Here is a 20446-nt window from a genome sequence, read left to right as displayed (position 1 = left end):
TCCTCGTAGGACTGCTGGTGTGGAAGAATTTCATTTCGCCCCCAATCCTTCTGGTGCGTTGAAAGGAACCCCGTGCACGAGCCGGGAACCGAGCCCTTCCCTGACGTCCCAGCGCGGCCATCGTGGGCTGGAAGACTGCGCTCCGCACGGCTCACCTTGGCTTTTGTCATCGTTTTCTGGGGATTGGGCGCGTTGACGTCGAGCCTTGCCACCGGACCGAATGCGCAATTACGGCTCCAGGTCGCAGCGACGCCGCACTCTGTTCCAGATCACTGGTGGGCCGTCTTGGCTTCCGCCTTTTGGGCGAGGGACCTGACGGAGTATGTGCTTGGAACCGTCCTGGTGCTCCTGCTCGGGGTGCCTTTGGAGCGGCGAATGGGATGGCGGGCATACGCAACCGCGGCGGTCTCCAGCCAGATCCTGGGAGTTGGAGTTTCCCTTGGATTCCTAGGCCTTGCCCAAGGTTTGCTGGGAAGCTGGACGGCGGAGATGGGCAGCCACCTCTTCATGGGTCCGAGTGCTTTCCTCACCGGCACGGCCATGGCGGCCACTGCGTCCATGGCAACCCTTTGGAGGCGCCGCATCCGGCTGGCCGTCTTTGCCTTGTTGCTGCTCCTGGCCCTGTACAGCGGAGGGTTCGCGGATCTCGTGAGGCTCGGCGCCGCAGGGGTAGGCACGGTTCTTGGCCCACTGTTGCTGGGACGGCGGCCGCGATTCGGACGCCCGGTCAGCACCCGCCACGAGGGCCGTGTGCTGCTTTCGCTGCTCATTGCCGCCTCGGCGATCGGACCGGTGGTAGCCGGCCTCGTCCCGCATGCCGTGGGGCCGTTGTCCATCCTGCGCTTTCTGTTCACCAACATCCAGCCGGTGGACTCCCAAGCGCTCCAAGCCCTCTGCGCGAATCCCGCGCAGGCGAAGGACTGTGCCGTCGCACAGCTGCAGTTGCGCGCCGGCGCCGGCGGGATCTTCATGGCCATCCTCCCGTCGTTCCTCCTCCTGTTGCTCGCAGACGGCCTCCGTCGCGGACGGCGATTTGCATGGGTGGGGACCCTGCTGATCCAGGTGGGCCTGTCCGTCCTGGCTGGAATTGCCATCGCGGGAGTCCTGCAGCCAACTACCTCGGACACCGGGGCAAGCGAGGGGATCGCCGCGATCGAAGGGTCGGGCTCCTCGCAGCCGCTCACGTTGGCCCTGCCGCTGCTCCTACCCCTGGCGCTGACCATCGTCCTGCTCGCCACCCGGCGGCTGTTCCACGTCACGGCGCCGGTTGGAACCTACAAGCGCCTTGCTGTCCAAGTTCTTGTCATGGCGGCTGTGCTGAGTGTGGTCTACGTGGGTGCGGGGCTCCTCCTCGCCCAGGATTTCTCCCCTGTTCCTGGATTGCCGGATCTACTGGCGGATATCCCCGACCGTTTCCTTCCGCTGGGCTTCGTGCTGGACGTACCTCCGGCCTTCTTCCCCCAAGGCACAGCCGCCGTTCTCGTCTACGAGGGCGTCGGAGTCGTCTTTTGGGCCATTGCGTGTGTCCTGATATTCAAGACTTTCCTTCACCAGACCCACACCCGGCACGACGCCAGTACCGAGCGTGCGCGGAAGATCATCAAGACGTGGGAAGGCAGTTCCCTGTCCTGGATGACTACCTGGCCCGGAAACATGTACTGGTTCTCCGCTACAGGACAGTCCTTTGTCGCGTACCGGGTCAGCACGGGAGTTGCGCTCACGCTTGGTGGCCCCGTGGGACCCAAATCCGAGATGGGCGCCGCCTTTGCGGAATTCGCCCGCCACTGCAGGGGCAATGGGTGGACGCCGTGTTTCTACTCGGTGCCCCAGGAACTGCGCGATCATGCGGATTCTTCCGGTTGGAGCTCCGCCCAGGTAGCCCAGGAAACGGTCCTGCCGTTGCATTCGATTTCCTTCAAGGGAAAGAAGTTCCAGGACATCCGCACAGCCCTGAACAGCGCAGCGAAGGAGGGCGTCCACTACGAGTGGACGAGCTACGCCTCTGCTCCTTTCTCCGTCCAGGTCCAGATCGAGGAAATCTCCGAAGAATGGGTAGCGGACAGGAACATGCCCGAAATGGGCTTTACCCTGGGCAGCCTGGACGAGCTCGACGACCCGGACGTACGCTGTTTGCTCGCGATTGACCAGCGCCACACCGTTCACGCCGTCACGTCTTGGTTGCCTGTGTACCGCAACGGACACATCGTGGGCTGGACCTTGGATTTCATGCGGCGCCGCAGCAACGGCTTCCGTGCCAGCATCGAATTCCTCATCGCTTCCGCGGCACTCAGCCTCAAGGATGAAGGATGCGAATTCCTCAGCCTCTCCGGAGCACCCTTGGCACGGATCGCCGAGGATTCTTCCGAAATTCCACGCCCCAGGCCACGATCCCGGCCTCCCGGCAGCCTTGACCGGTTGCTCGATTGGTTGGGCGCGACTTTGGAACCGGTGTACGGGTTCAGGTCCCTCTTGGCCTTCAAGGCAAAGTTCCAGCCTAGGTACGAACCCCTTTACATGCTCTACCCCGACGCCGCTTCCTTGCCGGCCGTTGGAACCGCAGTCGCACGGGCTTACCTGCCCATGATCAACCTCGGAGCGGGGCTGGCCTTGGCCGGCCGGATCTTCCGCTGGCCTAAACGCTCCAGAACGTCAGCTCGACGCCGTCCCTAGGGCCGCCGTCGACGTCCCCGAAACCGCCGACGGCGCCTCTGGGGACGGCGCTTCCAAAGACACTGCAGAGGATCCCGACGGCGGTTCCCCGCCTATCGGGGCATTGCTGCGGTGCGCTTTGCCGTGGTGCAGTTGCAAGGCGCTAAGCACCAAGCCGAAATGGCTGAAAGCCTGGGGCATATTGCCCAGTTGTCGGCCGGCATGTGCGTCCCATTCCTCGCTCAGCAGCCCCACATCGTTGCGCAACGCCAGGAGCCGTTCAAAGAGCTCCGTGGCTTCCGCGCGGCGCCCGGCGCCCAAAAGTGCGTCCACCATCCAGAAGGAGCAGGCGAGGAAGACTCCCTCGCCACCCGGCAATCCGTCGTCGCTGTCTTGCGGACGGTAGCGCAGCACAAAGCCGTCTTCCGTCAGCTCGCGCTGGATGGCGTCAATGGTGCCGATCACGCGCGGATCGTCGTGGGGAAGGAAGCCCACTTTGGGGATCAGGAGAAGGCTGGCATCCAGCTCCTTGCTCCCGTAGGACTGCACGAAGGTGTTGCGTTCGGCGTCGAATCCGTGGGTCATGACTTCGTCATGAATGGTGTCCCGCAAAGCCTCCCAGCGATCCAACGGGCCCGGCATCCCGGAGTCGCGGATTCCCCGGACCATGCGGTCAGCTGCGACCCAGGCCATCACTTTGGAGTGCACGAAGTGGCGCCGCGGGCCGCGTACTTCCCAGAGTCCGTTGTCCGGCTGGTCCCAGATGCTCTCAAGATGGCGCATCAAGGCAGTCTGGATAGCCCAGGACTCATCGCCGATGGTCATCAGCGATGCCCGGGTCAGGGACAGGCAGTCCAGGACCTCTCCCCACACGTCCAACTGAAGCTGCTCCGCTGCCGCATTCCCGATTCGCACCGGCTTCGACCCCTGGTATCCCGCAAGCCACGTCAGCTCCGTCTCGGGCAATCGCCGGCGACCGTGCAAGCTGTACATGATCTGGAGGTCGGCCGGATCGCCGGCCACTGCGCGGAGTAGCCAGTCCCGCCACGCGCTGGCCTCCTCGGTATAGCCCGCGGCCAGGAACGCTTGAAGGGTCAACGTGGCATCACGCAGCCAGCAATAGCGGTAGTCCCAGTTCCGTGGTCCGCCGATCTGTTCGGGGAGCGAGGTGGTGGCGGCGGCAACAATGCCCCCGGTAGGCGCATACGTGAGGGCCTTCAGCGTGATCAAGGATCGCTGAACGGCTTTCCGGTAAGGCCCACGGACGGTGCAACGCTTGGACCAATCCGTCCAGAATCCTGCAGTGTCCTCAAGCGCGATGTCTGCCTCGACAGAGCGTGGCCGCCGTTCGTGGCTGGGCGCCCAGGTCAGGACGAAGGGGACGTGGTCACCGGCGTTCACCGTGAACTCGCTGACCGTGGTGAAGTCCTTGCCTATCAACGGCGCCGGGGTCTTGAGGTAGACGGAGTCCGGACCGGCAACCGCGCGGAGGCCGTGCCTGTCACGGCGCACCCAGGGCACTACGTGTCCGTAGTCGAACCGTAGGATCAGCTCGCCGCGCATCTTGACCGAGCCGCGAATACCTTCAACTATCCGGACGATGTCCGCAACGGAGTCGCGCGGGGGCATGAAGTCGATGACCCGCACGTGCCCTTCCTCGGTTTCCCAGTCCGTCTCCAGAATGAGCGTGCCGTCCCTGTACTGGCGTCGCGTGCACGTGCCCCCGGATTCGGGAGCCAGGAGCCAACGCCCTGCCTTGGAAGAATCCAGGAGCGCGGCGAAACACGCAGGTGAATCGAAACGTGGAAGGCACAACCAGTCGATCGAGCCTGCCCTGCTGACCAGGGCTGCCGTGTGCAGGTCCCCGATCATCGCATAGTCTTCGATCCTTTGGCCGGTATTCGGTTGACCGTTCACAGGTCCTTCCCTAGCACTGATTGAATGGCGGCAATGGCTTTGGCCGTGATCTCTTCCCGCTGGCCGGAACCATCCACGGCGAGCACAATTCCGCGCTCGGAGTACCGGGCAACCACGGCCTGTGTCTCGTCCCGGTAGAGCTCCAGACGACGGCGGATCACCGGCGTCGTGTCATCGCGGCGGCCCTGCTCTTGCGCCCTGCGAAGCATTCGCTCCACCAGTTCGTCGTCGTCGACTGTCAGCTCGACGACCGCATCAAGCTGCTGCTGGTTACCGGCCAGAATGCCATCGAGTGCCTCTATTTGCGCCGTGGTGCGGGGGTAGCCATCCAGGAGGAATCCTGACTGGACATCGGTATTGCCAAGCCTCTGCTGGACCATGGCATTGGTCACGTGATCCGGAACGAATTCGCCGCTGTCCATGTACTTGCTGGCTTCCGCCCCAAGTTCGGTCTTGCCTCCCACATGGGCGCGGAAAATATCTCCGGTGGAAATCGCAGGGATACCGAAATGCCTGGCGATGTATTCAGCCTGGGTACCCTTGCCCGAGCCAGGAGGGCCCATGATGATCAATCGCGTCATGTCACTGTCCGTTCGTGAAGCGGTTTGCGTGCCCCGGCATTTGGGCTAGAGCTTAGCAACTTCGGAGCGCTCGCGGCAGGGCCGGGCAGGGCCGGGCCGGGGCAGGGCCGGGGCAGGCCGCTTCAGACCGTGGCGGGGTCGGTGTTGGCACCGCAAAGGATCACAGCAACGCGTTCCCCTTCTGCGGGAACGTAAGCTCCCGAGTTCAGGGCAGCGAAAGCGGCGGCCGCGCCGTGTTCCACGACGATCCTGTACTGCTCCCAGAGGAGCGAGCGCGCGGCGGCGATGTCGTCGTCGGACACCAGGACCGTCCGGACGCCCGTGCGGACGGCCACCTCGAAGCCGATCCGGCCGATCTGCCGGGCCCCGAGTGAATCCGCGGCGATCCCGGAAACGGCGACGTCAACCGGCGTCCCCGCGGCCAGGGCCGAATGGAGGGTAGGCGCGTTGTCCGGTTCGACGCCAACAACCCGGGCGTGTCCTTCGACGGCGGCCGCGATTCCGGCCATGAGCCCGCCGCCTCCAACGGCCACCACAATGGTGTCTACTTCGCCCAGCTGTTCCAGGAGCTCCGAACCCACGGTGCCTGCCCCAGCGGCGATTTCGGCTTGGTCGTACGCGTGGCAGTAGACCGCGCCGGTTTCCTCGGCATAGGCCAATGCGGCTTCAAACGCTTCGGCGTACTCGGTCCCGCGCTGGACCACCGTGGCGCCGCTGGCCTTGAGCTTCTTGACCTTCACGGCTGGTGCGGTCTCGGGGACAAAAACCGTTGCGGGCACACCAAGCTGGGCTGCGGCATAGGCATTCGCCAGCCCGGCGTTGCCTCCTGAAGCGACGACGATTCCCACCTCGTCCTTCAGCTCGCCGCGCTCCCGGCTGGCCAGGACGCGGTTGAAGGCGCCCCTCGCCTTGAACGTGCCCGTGTGCTGCATGAACTCGCATTTGAACCACAGATGCCCGGGTACGGTCCCCTCGTCAGCTTCGAAAACGGGCGTGCGGCGGATCCTCCCGGCAATCCGGGCAGCCGCTTCATCGACGTCGACGCGTGTGATCATGGGGAAGTCCTCGTTCCGTTCGGGCAGATGCTGGGCAGGTTTCAGGCAGGGCCTAGCCTCAGGCTATCGCCTGGGCCCACGCCGCCAGGGTTCCCTGGCCGTGGGGCCCCGCCGGCGAGGGTCCCTGCCTGGGGGCCCACGCCGGCGAGGGACCCGGCCTGAGCTTGCGAAGGCTGGGAGCCGGTGGGGACTTGCGAAGGCTGGGAGCCGGTGGGGACTTGCGAAGGCTGGGAGCCGGTGGGGACTTGCGAGGCGAGGGTGGCGGTGGGGATTTTAGAAGGACTCGACGTCGGCCGTTCCGGGCTGCTGCTGGCGCGCCTGGCGGTTCCGCCACCAGCGGCGGGAAAGGTCCACTGCGGCCCAAATTCCGGCGAGGGGAGAAAGCACCACCACACCGTAGATGAAGAACATCCACGTCAGGATGGCCAGAGGCGGCTGCCCTCCGCTCAACCAGGACAATCCGCCAAGCAACCCGATCGTCCAGAACAAAACCACGCCCACGAGCACCGCTCCCGCCGGAAAATACTCGCTCCTCACAACAGCCGTCAAAGTCTCCACCGGCCGCCCACCTGCCTTCCATCACGCACCCGAACATCATCAGTATGCATCCGGCAAAACGCCGATTCCCGCCAGCACGCGGGCGAAGTGACGAACATAACCGTGTTGCCGTGCCGCCACGGATTTTTGGGCCTGTTTGAAGCGTGTAATGGCGGCGTACTCTGGATACACGCACGGTTGATAGCTGGAAAAATGGCGTCAAAGAGCAACCCAAAAAAGGGTGTGGCCGCGACCCTCTGGAGGGTCATCGGATTCTTCGTCGTGAGCGCCGTTTGTGGAGTATTGGCTGCCGGTCTGGTGATTCCCGGTGTGGCGTCGGCCGGCATGGCCGTCAGCGGCTCGATCCAATACTTCGACAACCTTCCGGGTGATCTGGTAGTCAACGCGCCGTCGCAGTCCACCAAAGTTCTCAGTTCCGACGGAAAGACCATCGCTACCTTCTATGCGGAGAACCGGGTGAGGGTCGGCCTCGACCAGATGTCCCCCTACATCAAGGACGCGATTGTCGCCGTCGAGGATAGCCGCTTCTACGAGCACGGCGGAATAGACCCCCAAGGGATTCTCCGGGCCGTCGCGGCCGACCTGACCAAGGGCGCCAAGGAGGGCGCGTCGACACTGACCCAGCAGTACGTGACCAACGTGCTCAACGAGTCCCGCTTGGCGGCAGGCAAGACCCAGGAGGTTGTGCTCAGCGGTCAGAAAACCCTCGGTGACAAGCTGCGCGAGATGAAGCTCGCCGTTGAACTGGAGAAGAAGTTCAGCAAGGACCAGATCCTTGAGGGCTACCTGAATATTGTGTTCTTCAATCGGGATGCGTACGGCATTGAAGCCGCAGCGCGGCATTTCTTCAGCGTCTCTGCCAAGGACCTCAGCCTTCCACAAGCGGCCCTGCTCGCCGGCCTGGTCAACAGCCCCAGCTACTACGACCCCTCCGTCCATCCGGACAACTCCATCAAGCGACGCAACCTAGTGCTGGCCGACATGCTCGCGCAGGGCAAGATCCAACAGGCAGCGTATGCGGCGGCCGTCGCTACCCCCATCAAACTCACCATCACCGCTGGGAAGCAGGGCTGCGCCGCCGCGGACATGGCGCCCTACTTCTGCGACTACATCTCCCATCTGATCCTCAACAACCCCGCGTACGGTGCCAACGTCGCGGACCGGGAACAGCTGCTCTACCGCGGCGGCCTGACCATCACCACCACACTGGACAGCCGCTTGCAGGCAGCGGCTCAAGCCCAGGTCGATGCCACGGCAGGGGCCAACGCGGACAAATGGGGCGCCTCCTTGGTCTCAGTGCAGCCAGGCACGGGCAAGATCCTGGCCATGGCACAGAACACGGTATTTCTGCCCCAGCCTGGGAAGTTCGATACGCAACTGAACTTCAACGTTGACTCCAAGGACGCGAACGGCAATGACCTCAACGGAGCCGGAGGGTTCCAGCCAGGTTCCGCCATGAAGCCCTTCACTTTCACGGAATGGCTCAACGAGGGCAAATCCATGACGACGGTGGTGGACGCGTCGCGGAGGGAGTATCCGCTCGGATTCCCTTGGAAAGACAGCTGCGGGAAGGTGCTGGGCGGCTACAGCACGGCCCAGAAAATTGCCGGCCTTGGCACAGCGGACGACCTCCGCAACAACGATGAGGGATACTACCGGTCGATGCCCGTCAACTACGGGCTCTACAACTCCATCAACACCGCCACTTTTGCCGAGGCATCGCAACTGGACTTTTGCGGCATCCAAAGAGTGGTGGATGCTGTGGGTCTCCACAACGGCGTGGACAACGCCCCCGTGAACATGCACCAGCTGGGCAACCTCCTCGGCGGCACCGAAGTAGCGCCCCTTGTGCTGGCCAACGCCTTTGCCACCTTCGCCAACGACGGCAAGTACTGCTCGCCGATCGCCATTGTGAGTGTGGTGGATCCTGGCGGTGCAAGGCTGCCCGCCCAGGCCAGTTCCTGCCGGGACGCCGTCAAACCCGAGGTTGCCCGCGGGGTCAACTCAGTGCTCCAAGACGTCCTCAAACGTGGCTCCGGCATTTACATCCAACCCAAAGTCCAGGACCACTTCCCCACCGCCGCGAAAACGGGAACGAACAATAGCAACGGGTCCACCTGGGTAGTCGGGTTCACCACAGGGCTCGCCACGGCGTCCTTCTTCGGCGACACTATGGCGGGACAGAGCCGAGCGGGCCAGAACGTGACAATCAACGGCAAGTTCTACACCGCCGTCGACGGCTACATGCTGGCCGGGCCGCAATGGGCCAACTACATGACACAAGTGGCCGGGCTCTACCCGGCGGCCGCCTTCCCGGCGCCGCCCGCGTCGATGGTGGGGACGCCGACGCCGCGTCCTTCCCCGTGAGCTTCAGAACTCCTGTCCCGTGGCCCGGATCATCACTTCGGACACGTCGACGCCGGGTGGCTGGGAGAGTGCCCAGAGCATAGTTCCTGCCACGGACTCCGGCGCGATGGCGGCGTCGGGAGCTTTCTTCCACAAGGGAGTGTCCACGTGGCCGGGCGCGATATGCAGCACCCGGACACCCGTTCCCACGAGCTGCTGACGGAGGGATTCGGCGTAACCGGTCACGGCCCATTTGGTGGCCGTGTAGAGGTTCCCGGGATATACCTTGCGCCCCGCTGTGCTGCCCATGAGCACCATGTGCCCGCGGTGGGCGGTGAGCTGCGGCAGGGTGGCCTTGGCCAGTATCGCGGGACCGTAGACGTTGGTGAGCACCATGTCCCGCCAATGTTCCGGGTCGCCGTCGGTAAGGTCCCCTGGGGCGGAAAAACCGGCGTTGGCCACCGCGACGTCGATTCCGCCCAGGAAGTCCCCTGCCGCAGCGACGGCGTCACGGGTCTGTTCCCAGTCCCCGGCGTCCGCCACAACGCCACCCACGCGCCCCAGCCCGGAGCACGACTCCAGGAACGCCGCGAGCCGGCCGGCATCGCGTCCAGTGGTGAAAACGGAGTGGCCGGCGCGGAGCGATTCCCGGACCAGGGCGGCACCGATCCCGCTGGTGCCGCCCGTCACGATGATCCGCACTACGCTCGCGTTCCCATCAGGACGGATCCGCGATTCCGATGTAGCGGGTTTCCAGGTACTCCTCGATCCCTTCGGTGCCGCCTTCCCGGCCCAGGCCGGACTGCTTGACGCCACCGAACGGGGCCGCGGGGTTGGACACGATGCCGGTGTTCAGCCCGAACATGCCCACGTCCACCCGCTCGGAAAGCCGGATGCCGCGGTTCAGGTCCCGGGTGTAGGCGTAGGCCACCAACCCGAATTCGGTGTGGTTGGCCAGGGCGATCGCTTCGGCCTCGGTGCGGAAGCTGACCACGGGCGCCACCGGTCCGAAGACTTCCTCCTGCAGAATCCGCGCGGTAGACGGCACGTTCGTCAGCACGGTGGGCGGGTAGAAATAGCCCTCACCGCCCGACGGCGCGCCCCCAGAAAGTGCGGTGGCTCCCCCGGCAATGGCGTCCTGTACCAATTCATCGACTTTGGCGCGGCTCTTGGCATCGATGAGCGGCCCAATGTTGGTGCCATCCGCTGAGCCGCGGCCAAGCCTGAGGGAACCCATTCGGTCCGCGAGGCCTTGGCTGAACTGTAGGGCGAGTGATTCGTGCACAATGAAGCGGTTGGCCGCTGTGCAGGCCTCGCCCATGTTCCGCAGCTTGGCCAGCATGGCCCCGTCCAAGGCCGCGTCCAGGTCCGCGTCCTCGAAGACCAGGAACGGCGCGTTGCCGCCCAGTTCCATGGAGGTGCGCAGCACCTGGTGGGCGGAGTCGGCGATGAGCTGCCTGCCCACTCCGGTGGAACCGGTGAAGGACAATTTCCGCAGCCGGCTGTCACGGATCAACGGTCCTGTCACCTCGCCCGGGCGCGTGGTGGGGATAACGTTCAAGACGCCCGCAGGCAGGCCCGCTTCCTGGAACACCTCGGTGAGCAGCAGGGCCGTCAGTGGGGTCAGATTGGCCGGCTTGAGCACCATGGTGCAGCCTGCGGCCACGGCCGGCGCGATCTTGCGGGTGGCCATGGCCAGCGGGAAGTTCCACGGCGTGATGAACAGGCACGGACCCACGGGCCTCTTGGTCACCAGAAGCCGGGACTTACCATCCGGCGCAATGGAATAGCGGCCCGAGATACGCACGGCTTCCTCGGAAAACCAGCGCAGAAACTCGGCGCCGTAGGCCACCTCTCCCCGCGATTCTGCCAATGGTTTTCCCATTTCCAGGGTCATGGCCAGGGCGAAATCCTCGGCACGCGCGGTGACCAGCTCGAAGGCGCGGCGCAGGATTTCGCCGCGTTCGCGCGGCGGTGTCGCCGCCCAGCTGTCCTGGACCCGGGCCGCGGCGGCGAGCGCGCGCTCCCCGTCGGACGGTGAAGCATCCGCGATCCAAGCCAACGTGGCACCCGTGGAGGGGTCCTCGACCGGTGAGGTGGCGCCGTCGGACGCGCCGGTCCATTCGCCGTCGATGAACAGCTGTTTCGGCAGCGTTGCGATGAACTCACGTTCCGGGTCCGTCGCTGTGGCTGCGGTCGCGGTGGGGGCAAGGGTGTTTTCCACTTACAGTGCTTTCTCGAGGATCGTGCGGATTTCGACGGCGGTGGGCGGCACGGGGGTGTTGTTGATGACGGCGTCGGCCAGCGTGTCTTCCACGAGCGAATCCAAGTCCGCTGCGGTGACGCCGAAATCAGTTAGTCGAGCCGTCATGCCGACTTCCCGGGCCAGGGCGGCGACGGCGGTGATCGCGGCTTCTGCGTTTGCCTCGACCGTGGCTGCGGTATCCCCCACGCCCAGGGCGAAAGCCAAGCGGGCAGTGCGGTCCAGGCGGTTACGGAGGTTCAGCCGGAGCACGTCCTCGATCACCAGGCACAGCGCCAAGCCGTGCGGGATGTTGAAGCGGCCGCCCAGCGGGTGGGCGATGGCGTGGACCAAGCCGAGGCCGGTGTGCGAGAAGCCGACGCCGGCAATGTGCGAGGCCAGGAGCAGCTGAGAGCGGGCCTCAAGGTCCGATCCGTCAGCCACAGCGCGGGGCAGGAACTCGGCCACCATGGACACCACCTGGAGGGCGATGCCGTCCGAGTAGGGGTTCCGTCGGATGGAGGAGTAGGACTCGATCGCATGGGTGAGCGCATCCATTCCCGTGGCGGCGGTCGCCTTCGGCGGCAGTCCGAGCGTCAGCTCGGGGTCGAGGACGGCGGCCTTGGGCAGCGCGGATTCGTGGCCGACGTAGAACTTCCGGTGGGCCTCGACGTCGGTGACCACACCGAAAGCGTTGACTTCGGCGCCGGTGCCGGCCGTCGTCGGGACCGCCACGATCGGCAGCGCCGGGTTGGCGAAGTGGTTGCTGTAATCCAGCCCTGCACCGCGGGCCGGATTCACGGCGCCCAGCGAGATCCCCTTGGCCGCGTCCATGGACGAGCCGCCGCCAACAGCCACGAGGACGTCCACTCCGGAGGACGCGGCCAGGTCCGAGCCAGCATCGACGCAGGTGGTGGTCGGGTTGGGGGTGACGCCGCCGAATACGGCGACGCCCAGTCCGGCTGTCTCAAGCGAGGCCCGGACGGCTGCCACGACGTCGGTGGTCGCGAGGAACGGGTCCGTGACGATCAGCGCCGACTTGGCACCGAGCGCGGCCACGATCCCGCCCACCTCGGTGACCTTTCCGCGGCCGAAGTAGGCCGTTGGTTTGGGGTCCAGGGTCAGTTCGGTGGAGGCCAGCTCCGCATGGATCTGCATCCGAGTGTGCATATCAGGCTCCTTCTGCTGCAGTTGCGGGGACGGTTGTCGGGACGGTCCGCAGTTTTACGCCGATGGCGTCTTCGTAGAGTTTCACGGGGGTCATTTCGCCGGCTTTGTCGCCGTAGAGGGCCTTCGCCCGGCGGTAGAGCTGTTCCACGAGCGAAGACAGCTCCACGGGGACCCCCACGGAACGGGCCAGGTCCACGGAGAGGCCGAGGTCCTTGCAGGCCAGGGCTATCGCGAAACCTTCGTCGTAGTCGCCGTGGTTCAGGATGGACAGGACATCGTTCTGGACGAAGTTCGAGTTGGCCGGACTGGCAATGAGGGCCTGCCGCAGGACTTCCAAGTCCACGCCGGCCTTCACTCCGATGCTCAGGACCTCTGCGGTGGCTACGAGGTGGGAGAACCACAGCTGATTGATCATGAGCTTCACTGCGTAGCCTGCTCCGTGGCCGCCCACGTGCAGAATCCGCTCGGGATCGCCCATCGCTTGGAACACGGGGCGGAGGCGCTCGACGTCGGCAGCCTCGCCGCCGACGAAGATCTGCAACATGCCATTCGCGGCCCCCACGGACATACCGCTCACGGGCGCGTCCAGGACGCGGACGCCACGGGCCTCCCCGGCTTCGCGGACCCGGTTGGCCACCTCCGGAACAGAAGTGGACATGTCCACCCATGTCCCGCCGTCGGGCATTCCATCAAGGATGCCTTCCGGGCCCATGGCGACGGATTCAACGTGCTTTGGCGTGGGGAGCATTGTGATCACGACGTCGGAGCCGGCGGCGACTGCCGCTGCGGTATCCGCCCATTCGGCGCCATTGGCGAGGAGCTCGGTTGCGGATTCCTTGCGGACGTCGTTGACAACCAGGTGGAAGCCGGCGGCCTGGAGGTTGCGGGTCATGCCGGAGCCCATGTTGCCGAGCCCGATGAAGCCGATGCGGGCGGTTCCGGGGATGAAGGGCACTTCAGGCGAGGCCGCGCCAGCGGCACGGGCGTGGGTTGTTGCTGTCATATCAAGTCTCGATTCCGGGAGTCAGGCGTCATCCAGGGCTGCGTCGCCCAGGTTGATCCATGTTGTTTTCAGGGCGGAATAGGCGTCCAAAGCATGCAGGGAACGGTCCCTGCCGAAGCCGGATTCCTTGAAGCCGCCGAAGGGCGTGATGATGTCTGCGACGTCGAAGGTATTCACCCAAACCGTGCCGGCGCGCAATTCTCGGGCCACGGTGTGTGCCCTGGTGATGTCCTGCGTCCAAACGCTTGCGGCGAGCCCATACTTACTGTCGTTCGCCATCCGGACTCCCTCCGCGGCGCCGCGGAACGTGCTGACGGCCAGGACCGGCCCGAAGATTTCCTCCTGGCCGATGCGTCCGGAGTTGTTGACCCGGTCCAGGACCGTGGGCTCCAGGTAGTAGCCGTTTTCGACGCCGGCCGGACGGATCCGAGTGCCTCCGCTGGCGATGGTGATTCCCTCGGATTGAGCGATGCCGTAATAGCCCAGGATGCTCTCCAGCTGCCGGTCGTCGACGATGGCGCCGACCTGTGTTGCAGGGTCCAGTGGGTCCCCAAGCTGCAGGGAACGGCCTACCTTGATGACCTCTTCGAGCAGTTCGTCATGCACGCGCTCGTCCACGAGGAGGCGGGAGCCGCCGTGGCAGGTCTGGCCGGCGTTGTAGAAGATGCCCCATGCGACGGCGGACGCGCACGCTCCGATGTCGCCGACGTCGTGCAGCACTACTTGAGGCGACTTTCCGCCCAGCTCCAACGCCACCTGTTTGCCGTTGGATTCGGAGGCGTAACGCTGGAAATACCTGCCCACCTCCGGGGATCCGGTGAAGGTGATTTTGTCCACCAGCGGGTGGCGTCCCAGGGCGGCTCCGGCCACATGTCCCAGGCCGGGAACCACGTTGAACACACCGTCCGGGACGCCGGCCTCGGTGGCCAGCTCGGCCAAGCGCAGGGCGCTGAGGCTCGTCTGTTCGGAAGGCTTGAGGACCACGGAGTTGCCGGCCGCCAAGGCCGGGGCCACCTTCCAGGCGGAGATGATCAACGGGTAGTTCCAGGGAACCACCGCGCCGATCACGCCGAGCGGTTCCCGCGAGATGATGGCGAGCGCGTTGCGGGGTGTGGGCGCGACGTCGTCATACACCTTGTCGAGTGCTTCCGCGTACCAGCGGAAGGTCCGGGCGCAGCTTGGAACGTCGACGGCGAGCGCATCGCCGATCGGGTGGCCGCTATCCGTGGACTCCAACAGGGCGAGTTCCTCGAGGTTCTCCAGGATGAGTTCGGAGAGCCGCGTGAGGACCTGTTGGCGGTGGCGCCGGTCCGTCCTGGACCACACGCCGGCTTCGAAGGCGCGGTGGGCGCCCGCGACGGCGTCGTCAACGTCCTGCTCCCCCGCGGCCGCTACGTGGGCGCTCACCGAGCCATCTCGCGGCAAGACCGTGGGAAACGTTTCGCCACCGCGGGCGTCGCGGAAGCCGCCGTCGATGTACAAACCAGTTGATGGGCGCTGGGCGCCCGCCCGCTGGATCCAGTCGTTCTTTGTTGCTGTCATTGCGGGTTCCTTAGACCGAATACTTCTTGACGGCGTCGTAGTCGATAACGGCGCCCAGGCCCGGAAGGTCGGGCACCCGCAGCGCACCGTCGGCGTCGATGTCCAGCGGCTCCATGAAGAAGTCGCGGCGTTCGGGGGTCCAGCCCGGCGGATCGTACGGGAATTCCAAGTATGGCCCCGCGTCCACGCCCGCGGCCACGTGCAAGTTGGCCAACAGGCCGAGGCCGTTGCTCCACGTGTGCGGGGTGAAGAAACGGTGCTTGAGGTTGGCTGTCTCGGCTACCTGCCGGGCCCGGTACATCCCTACTGCCAGGGCGACATCCGGCTGGTAGATGTCGTAGGCATCGGCCTCAATGAGGGCCATCATCTCGGGCATGCTGCGGACCATTTCGCCACCAGAAACCTGGATGCCGGTCTGCTCGCGGACGCGCTGGGCACCCTTGATGTCAGCCTGCGGGAGCGGCTCTTCGAGCCAGCGGACGCCCAGTTCAGCCAGTTGTGTTGCGAGCTTGTGGACCTTGGCCAGCTCCAGCGCCGGTTCGATGTCCCCGCTCATGCGCCACATCTGGTTGAGGTCCACCATGAGGTCGAAATCGCTACCGACGGCTTCGCGGGCCGCACGGACGGATTCCACGCCTTCCTGGAGGTGGTCCCGGGCGATCCTGATCTTCATCGCCTTGAAGCCCCGGTCCTTGGCAGCGAGCGCGGATTCGGCCCGGGCTGCCGGGGCCTTCAGTTCGCCGGAAGAGGCGTAGGCCAGCAGCTTGTTGCGAGCTCCCCCGAAGAGTATGGCCACGGGCAGCTCGGCCACCTTGCCGATGATGTCCCAAAGCGCCGCTTCCAAGGGCCAGTAGCGGCCGCCATGGAAGTTGATGGTCTCGATGCGGCGGACCTGGTTGAGGATGGCCAGCGGGTCCGTGCCGATGAACAGGTGCTCGTAGGCCTCGAAGCCGTCCATAGTGTCGCCCGAGCCGACGCCGGTGATGCCCTCGTCCGTTTCCACTTCCACCAGCGTGGCCGGGAAGGAAGTGCGCGGTACCGGGTCCCACGCGGCGTTGAAGGGCGGGTCGAGGGGCAAAACCATGCGGGTCAGCCGGATGGCGGTGATCTTCATTGTGGTCAGCCTCGCGGAGTGAAGAAGGGATTGGACGGGGAGTTGCGTGCCTCGATCACGGCCGCTGTTGAAGGCAACTGTTGTGCCCCGTTTTCCAGGGCGGTGCGCGCGGACTCGCGGTTGTTGCGGTAGACGGCGTCCTCGCTGTCCGCGCCCGGGTTGACCCAGACGGCGGCGATCACCACATGGGAATCGGCCTGTTCTGCCGTGACGGTGCCGTTCGCCAAGGCATCCGCGACGCCGGCGGCGATGCCTGCCTGTGCGGCGCCCCAGATGAGGTTGCCGTGTTGTTCGTTGGCGGGCGCAGACTTGGTGACGAACAAGGTCAACGGCTTGACCGGCAGGGAGGGCCGGAGGACGGTGACGAAGGGGACATGCCCGGCGCTGGGTGTTGCCAGCGCCGTAGCCCAGGCGGTGCCGGCTGGGCCGGCCCTGTGACCGAGGACCGTGTTCACGTGGGCTGCGTTGACGCCGTCGCCGATGAACGATTCCCCGATCTGTACCGTGTGTGCCTGTACTGAGTGCGTCTCTGCCGCGTGCATCTCTACCGCTTGCACCGGCTGATCGTGCAGGTCGACGTGTTCGGCAGTCATTCCGAGATCAGTCCTTCCGACTTCAGCCATTCGGTGGCGATCTTGTCCGGATCGTCTCCGTCGACGTCGGCCTTGGCATTGAGCTTCTGCATGACCTCAGTGGTGAGCTTCGGGGACACCTTTGCCATGATGTCCGCGACGGCGGGGTACTTGGCGAGCATGTCTGCCTTGATGGTGAGGGCGCCCTGGTAGATCGGGAAGAACTGCTTGTCGTCCTGCATGACCTGGAGCTTCAGCGCCGAGATGCGGCCGTCCGTTTCGAAGACTTCACCGAAATTGCAGTCCTGGCCCTTCTGGGTGGCGGTGTAGATGACGCCGGTGTCCAGCATGGAAACTTTCGCGTCGGGGCTCAGGCCGTAGGCCTTCTTCAGTCCGGGCCAGCCGTCGTCGCGGGTGGAGAATTCACTCTCCATGCAGAAGGTCTGCTCTTTTGCCGGGAGTTTGGCGATGTCGGAGAGGGACTTGATGTTCAGTTCTTTGGCCTTGTCCTCGCGGATGGCGAAGGCGTAGGTGTTGTTCAGCGGGGCCGGGTCCAGCCACGCGATGCCCTTCTTGGCATCGGCGGCCTTCACGGCGTCGAACATTTCTTTTTTGTCCTTGATCGGCTTGGTCTGCTTGTTGTAGGTGATCCAGGACGTACCCGTATATTCCCAGTAGCCCGCGAACTGGCCGGTTTCGAAAGCGGTGCGGACGTTGGCGGAGCCAACCACCTTGGTATTGGTGGTGGTTTTGGCGCCGTGGGCGTTGAGCACCTGGCTGGTGATGTTTGACAGGATGAATTGCTCGGAGAAGTCCTTGGCGCCGAAGACTCCTGTCAGTCCGTCGAGCTCTTTGCCCTTGGCCGTGTCCGTGGACGAGCTGGCGGAGCCACCACATGCGGTGAGGCTCAGGGCGGCAACGACGCCGGTGGCCAGGAGTGCGAGTACTGGTTTCTTCATGTTGGGTCCTTTTGCTGAAGTGGGCAGGCGCCACTGGGGGAACGCTTGGAGGGTTTGGGGTGTGGTTCTTGATGGGGGACTCGGATGCCTGGAGGCTCAGGGCCCCGCGGTTCACGGCGTGGAGGCTCAGAGGCCTTTCGGCTTGAGTAGGTCTTCGGCCAGCCCCGCGATCCAGTCGATGGCCAGCGCGATGCAGGAGACCACCACGGCTCCGGTGATCAGCACTGGCCAGCGCTGGAGTTTGAGGCCGTTGACGATCATGTCGCCCAGTCCGCCGGCGTTGATGAAGGTGGCAACCGTGGCCACGCCGATGCAGAACACCAAGGCGGTGCGCAGGCCGGCCACGATCACCGGGATTGCCAAGGGAAGTTCGATCCGGGTGAGGACTTGGAGGGGGTGCATGCCCATTCCCCTGGCTGCTTCAGTGAGGCTCGAATCCACTTGTTCCAGTCCCACCAAGGTGTTCCGTAGAACCGGTAGGACCGAGTAGGCCACCAAGCCCACCAGGGCCACTTCGAAGCCGAGCTTCCAGACAATGGCCAACAGGATCACAAGGCCGATTGCCGGAGTGGACTGGCCAATGTTGGCGATGCCGAAAACCACCGCATGGACGGTCCTTGAGTGGATGCGGCTCAGCGCGATGCCAGCCGGGATGGCAATGACTGCAACGATCGCTGACGCCACAACGGTCAACCGCAAGTGCTCGAAAGTCCGGTCCTGGAGGTATTGCCAGTTCAAGGTCCGTTGTTCGATCGAGTCCAAGGAAAGCGATCCGAGCCACAAGAACAAGGCCAGCAGAGCGAGGACGATGACAACCGGGGTCCCGAAGCGCTTGACGGAGAAGTACTTCCCGCGTCGGTTGGATGCTGTTCCGAAGGCCGTAGAAAGATCCAGGGTGGCTTGGGCCGTCATGGCCGGACTCCCCTCAAAGTTCCGCCGGCCAATGCGTCCGGCAGAACGTCGGCGCCCAGGACGGCGGATATCTTCTCGATGTCGATGGAGCCGACGGCCCGGCCCTGCCCGTTGACCACGGCCACCGGGCTTCCGCCGGAGAGGACCAAGGCATCCAGGGCATCGCGGAGCGAGTCATTGAGCCTGATCTCGAAGGCACCGTGGGCGGCGACGCTCGGGCCTAGCGTGGCCTGGTTCACCGGAATCAGTCCCAGCCGCTTGAGGGCCGCGCCGTGTCCGACAAACTGCGAGACATAGTCGTTGGCGGGATGTGCCAAGATGTTTGCCGGCGTGTCGAATTGCTCAATCTGCGAGCGTTCGGACAGGACCGCGATCCGGTCGCCGAGCCGGACCGCTTCGTCGAAGTCGTGGGTGACGAACACGATCGTCTTGCTCAGCTTTTCCTGCAGGCGGAGGAATTCGCTCTGCAGCTTTTCGCGGGTGATGGGATCTGTTGCACCAAAAGGCTCGTCCATGAGCATGACGGGCGGATCCGCCGCGAGTGCCCGGGCAACGCCTACCCTCTGTTGCTGGCCGCCGGACAGCTGGCGCGGGTAACGGGAGGCGAACACTTTGGGGTCCAGTTCGACGACGGAGAGCAGCTCTTCGACGCGGGCTTGGGTCTTGTTCTTGTCCCAGCCGAGCAGCTTGGGGACCACGGAGATGTTCTCGGCGATGGTCATGTGCGGGAACAGGCCGATTTGCTGGATCACGTAGCCGATCCGCCGGCGGAGCTCGTTGGGGTTCAGGGAGAGGATGTCTTCGCCGTCGATGGTGATGGATCCCGACGTCGGCTCAATAATCCTGTTGATCATCTTCATGGTGGTGGTCTTGCCGCAGCCGGAAGGGCCAACGAACATGATCAGCTCGCCGGGGGCGATGTCCATGGAGAAGGAATCGACGGCGGGTCCGGCCTGGCCGGGGTAGGTCTTGGTGACGTCTTTGAGGACGATCCGGGCGCCGGCGGCTGGACGCGAGATTGTTTCAGACACGAAGTCCCCTTGAGGTAGTGAGGCGGCGGATGAGGACGAACGCTGCATCCAGCAACAGGGCGAGAATAATGACACCGACGGTTCCGACGACGGCGAAGTTGAGGGCATTCTTGGAACCGAGGCTGGACAGGCCTTTGAAGATCATTTCGCCCAGGCCTGGTCCGCCCACATAGGCGGCGATGGCGGCGATGCCCATGGAGAGCTGCGCTGAGACGCGCACGCCGGTGAGGACCACAGGCCACGCCATGGGCAGTTGCACTCGGAACAGCGTCTTTACTGTTCCCATTCCCATTCCGAGGGCGGATTCGGAGACGGCGGGCGGAACCTCGCGCAGCCCCACTACCGTGTTGCGGATGATGGGCAGCAGCGCGTAAAAGGCCAGTCCCACAATGGTGGGGGTCCAGCCGAGGCCCAACACCGGGATGAGCAGTGCCAAGAGGGCCATTGAAGGGATAGTCAGGCCGACGCCGGCGCCGGCAATGGCTACCGAGCGGCTGATCGGTTTGTTCCAGACAAGCACGCCGATGCCGACGCCGACAACCGTGGCAATCAGCAGGGAAACCAAAACAACCACAAGATGCTGGGTGGCGGATTCGGCGATATCTGCCGATCTCTTGGTGAGGAACAAACCGAAGTCCGAGAAGAACGAGTCGTTCAACGTGATCCTCCTTTTCACTTCGTCGGGTCAAGGATGGGGACTCACAACTGCGTGAGCCATGCCACAACGGTAGGGGGTTGGTTCCCTTTTGCGCAATGCGAGTTGTTGATATGTCAACTCGACATTGCTATGGTCGT

Annotated in this window: 17 protein-coding genes; 2 read left to right on the top strand and 15 right to left on the bottom strand. The window is 64.6% G+C overall.

The window, feature by feature from the left end; genetic code table 11:
• The first annotated feature begins 72 nt into the window (after window positions 1–72).
• Window positions 73–2670 (top strand): bifunctional lysylphosphatidylglycerol flippase/synthetase MprF, encoded by a 2598-nt coding sequence (locus OOZ51_RS08355; RefSeq protein ID WP_265978870.1) that lies wholly within the window; start codon window positions 73–75, stop codon window positions 2668–2670.
• Here the strand turns inward: OOZ51_RS08355 and OOZ51_RS08350 are convergent.
• From OOZ51_RS08350 to OOZ51_RS08335, 4 genes are all read right to left on the bottom strand, one after another.
• Complete coding sequence (locus tag OOZ51_RS08350; protein ID WP_416346363.1) at window positions 2650–4521, bottom strand: glycoside hydrolase family 15 protein; 1872 nt, start codon at window positions 4519–4521, stop codon at window positions 2650–2652. The two genes, OOZ51_RS08355 and OOZ51_RS08350, sit on opposite strands and share 21 nt — an antisense overlap.
• A gap of 41 nt (window positions 4522–4562) precedes the next feature.
• A complete protein-coding gene (locus OOZ51_RS08345; RefSeq protein ID WP_265978868.1) occupies window positions 4563–5147 on the bottom strand; it encodes an adenylate kinase in 585 nt (194 codons plus the stop codon).
• Window positions 5148–5269: 122 nt separating this feature from the next.
• Entirely contained in the window at window positions 5270–6202 is a 933-nt protein-coding gene (locus OOZ51_RS08340) for a threonine/serine dehydratase (protein ID WP_265978867.1), read from the bottom strand.
• 273 nt (window positions 6203–6475) lie between these two features.
• On the bottom strand, window positions 6476–6760 hold the full coding sequence (locus OOZ51_RS08335) for a hypothetical protein (protein ID WP_265978866.1): 285 nt from the start codon (window positions 6758–6760) through the stop codon (window positions 6476–6478).
• Between the two features lie 192 nt (window positions 6761–6952).
• On the opposite strand from OOZ51_RS08335, the gene OOZ51_RS08330 reads away from it, so the two are divergent.
• Complete coding sequence (locus OOZ51_RS08330; RefSeq protein ID WP_265978865.1) at window positions 6953–9127, top strand: transglycosylase domain-containing protein; 2175 nt, start codon at window positions 6953–6955, stop codon at window positions 9125–9127.
• 3 nt (window positions 9128–9130) lie between these two features.
• Here OOZ51_RS08330 and OOZ51_RS08325 read toward each other — a convergent pair whose 3' ends face one another.
• The 11 genes from OOZ51_RS08325 to OOZ51_RS08275 form a co-directional block, all read right to left on the bottom strand.
• Entirely contained in the window at window positions 9131–9808 is a 678-nt protein-coding gene (locus tag OOZ51_RS08325) for an SDR family oxidoreductase (protein WP_265978864.1), read from the bottom strand.
• Between the two features lie 16 nt (window positions 9809–9824).
• Window positions 9825–11330, bottom strand: a complete 1506-nt coding sequence (locus OOZ51_RS08320; RefSeq protein ID WP_416346362.1) for an NAD-dependent succinate-semialdehyde dehydrogenase — start codon at window positions 11328–11330, stop codon at window positions 9825–9827.
• The gene (locus tag OOZ51_RS08315; protein WP_265978863.1) at window positions 11331–12518 is read right to left on the bottom strand and encodes an iron-containing alcohol dehydrogenase family protein; all 1188 of its coding nucleotides are present in this window, start codon (window positions 12516–12518) and stop codon (window positions 11331–11333) included.
• Between the two features lies 1 nt (window position 12519).
• Complete coding sequence (locus tag OOZ51_RS08310) at window positions 12520–13521, bottom strand: NAD(P)-dependent oxidoreductase (protein WP_265978862.1); 1002 nt, start codon at window positions 13519–13521, stop codon at window positions 12520–12522.
• 21 nt (window positions 13522–13542) lie between these two features.
• Entirely contained in the window at window positions 13543–15063 is a 1521-nt protein-coding gene (locus OOZ51_RS08305; protein ID WP_265978861.1) for an aldehyde dehydrogenase, read from the bottom strand.
• Window positions 15064–15073: 10 nt separating this feature from the next.
• Window positions 15074–16177 carry a mandelate racemase/muconate lactonizing enzyme family protein gene (locus OOZ51_RS08300; protein WP_265978859.1) on the bottom strand — a complete coding sequence of 368 codons (1104 nt, stop codon included), beginning with the start codon at window positions 16175–16177 and terminating at the stop codon, window positions 15074–15076.
• Window positions 16178–16182: 5 nt separating this feature from the next.
• On the bottom strand, window positions 16183–16770 hold the full coding sequence (fae, locus tag OOZ51_RS08295) for a formaldehyde-activating enzyme (RefSeq protein WP_265978857.1): 588 nt from the start codon (window positions 16768–16770) through the stop codon (window positions 16183–16185).
• Window positions 16767–17708: a glycine betaine ABC transporter substrate-binding protein gene (locus tag OOZ51_RS08290; protein ID WP_265978856.1), complete on the bottom strand. Its 942-nt coding sequence runs from the start codon at window positions 17706–17708 to the stop codon at window positions 16767–16769. The genes fae and OOZ51_RS08290 overlap by 4 nt, the downstream gene beginning before the upstream one ends.
• A 126-nt stretch (window positions 17709–17834) precedes the next feature.
• On the bottom strand, window positions 17835–18620 hold the full coding sequence (locus tag OOZ51_RS08285; protein ID WP_265978854.1) for an ABC transporter permease: 786 nt from the start codon (window positions 18618–18620) through the stop codon (window positions 17835–17837).
• The gene (locus tag OOZ51_RS08280; RefSeq protein ID WP_265978853.1) at window positions 18617–19651 is read right to left on the bottom strand and encodes an ABC transporter ATP-binding protein; all 1035 of its coding nucleotides are present in this window, start codon (window positions 19649–19651) and stop codon (window positions 18617–18619) included. Before OOZ51_RS08280 ends, OOZ51_RS08285 begins: the two co-directional genes overlap by 4 nt.
• Window positions 19644–20309: an ABC transporter permease gene (locus OOZ51_RS08275; RefSeq protein WP_265978852.1), complete on the bottom strand. Its 666-nt coding sequence runs from the start codon at window positions 20307–20309 to the stop codon at window positions 19644–19646. The genes OOZ51_RS08280 and OOZ51_RS08275 overlap by 8 nt, the downstream gene beginning before the upstream one ends.
• Window positions 20310–20446: the final 137 nt, after the last annotated feature.

The organism is Arthrobacter rhizophilus, assembly GCF_026241105.1.
Classification (GTDB): Bacteria; Actinomycetota; Actinomycetes; order Actinomycetales; family Micrococcaceae; genus Arthrobacter.
The sequence above is the reverse complement of the archived record's forward strand: the minus strand, read 5'-3'. Positions and strand labels throughout refer to the sequence as shown.

What these genes read in the sequence shown, in the direction of transcription:
- OOZ51_RS08350 (WP_416346363.1), bottom strand. Translation starts at nt 4,521, where the DNA reads ATGATCGGGGACCTGCACACGGCAGCCCTGGTCAGCAGGGCAGGCTCG.
- OOZ51_RS08345 (WP_265978868.1), bottom strand. Translation starts at nt 5,147, where the DNA reads ATGACGCGATTGATCATCATGGGCCCTCCTGGCTCGGGCAAGGGTACC.
- OOZ51_RS08340 (WP_265978867.1), bottom strand. Translation starts at nt 6,202, where the DNA reads ATGATCACACGCGTCGACGTCGATGAAGCGGCTGCCCGGATTGCCGGG.
- OOZ51_RS08330 (WP_265978865.1), top strand. Translation starts at nt 6,953, where the DNA reads ATGGCGTCAAAGAGCAACCCAAAAAAGGGTGTGGCCGCGACCCTCTGG.
- OOZ51_RS08315 (WP_265978863.1), bottom strand. Translation starts at nt 12,518, where the DNA reads ATGCACACTCGGATGCAGATCCATGCGGAGCTGGCCTCCACCGAACTG.
- OOZ51_RS08310 (WP_265978862.1), bottom strand. Translation starts at nt 13,521, where the DNA reads ATGACAGCAACAACCCACGCCCGTGCCGCTGGCGCGGCCTCGCCTGAA.
- OOZ51_RS08305 (WP_265978861.1), bottom strand. Translation starts at nt 15,063, where the DNA reads ATGACAGCAACAAAGAACGACTGGATCCAGCGGGCGGGCGCCCAGCGC.
- OOZ51_RS08300 (WP_265978859.1), bottom strand. Translation starts at nt 16,177, where the DNA reads ATGAAGATCACCGCCATCCGGCTGACCCGCATGGTTTTGCCCCTCGAC.
- fae (WP_265978857.1), bottom strand. Translation starts at nt 16,770, where the DNA reads ATGACTGCCGAACACGTCGACCTGCACGATCAGCCGGTGCAAGCGGTA.
- OOZ51_RS08290 (WP_265978856.1), bottom strand. Translation starts at nt 17,708, where the DNA reads ATGAAGAAACCAGTACTCGCACTCCTGGCCACCGGCGTCGTTGCCGCC.
- OOZ51_RS08285 (WP_265978854.1), bottom strand. Translation starts at nt 18,620, where the DNA reads ATGACGGCCCAAGCCACCCTGGATCTTTCTACGGCCTTCGGAACAGCA.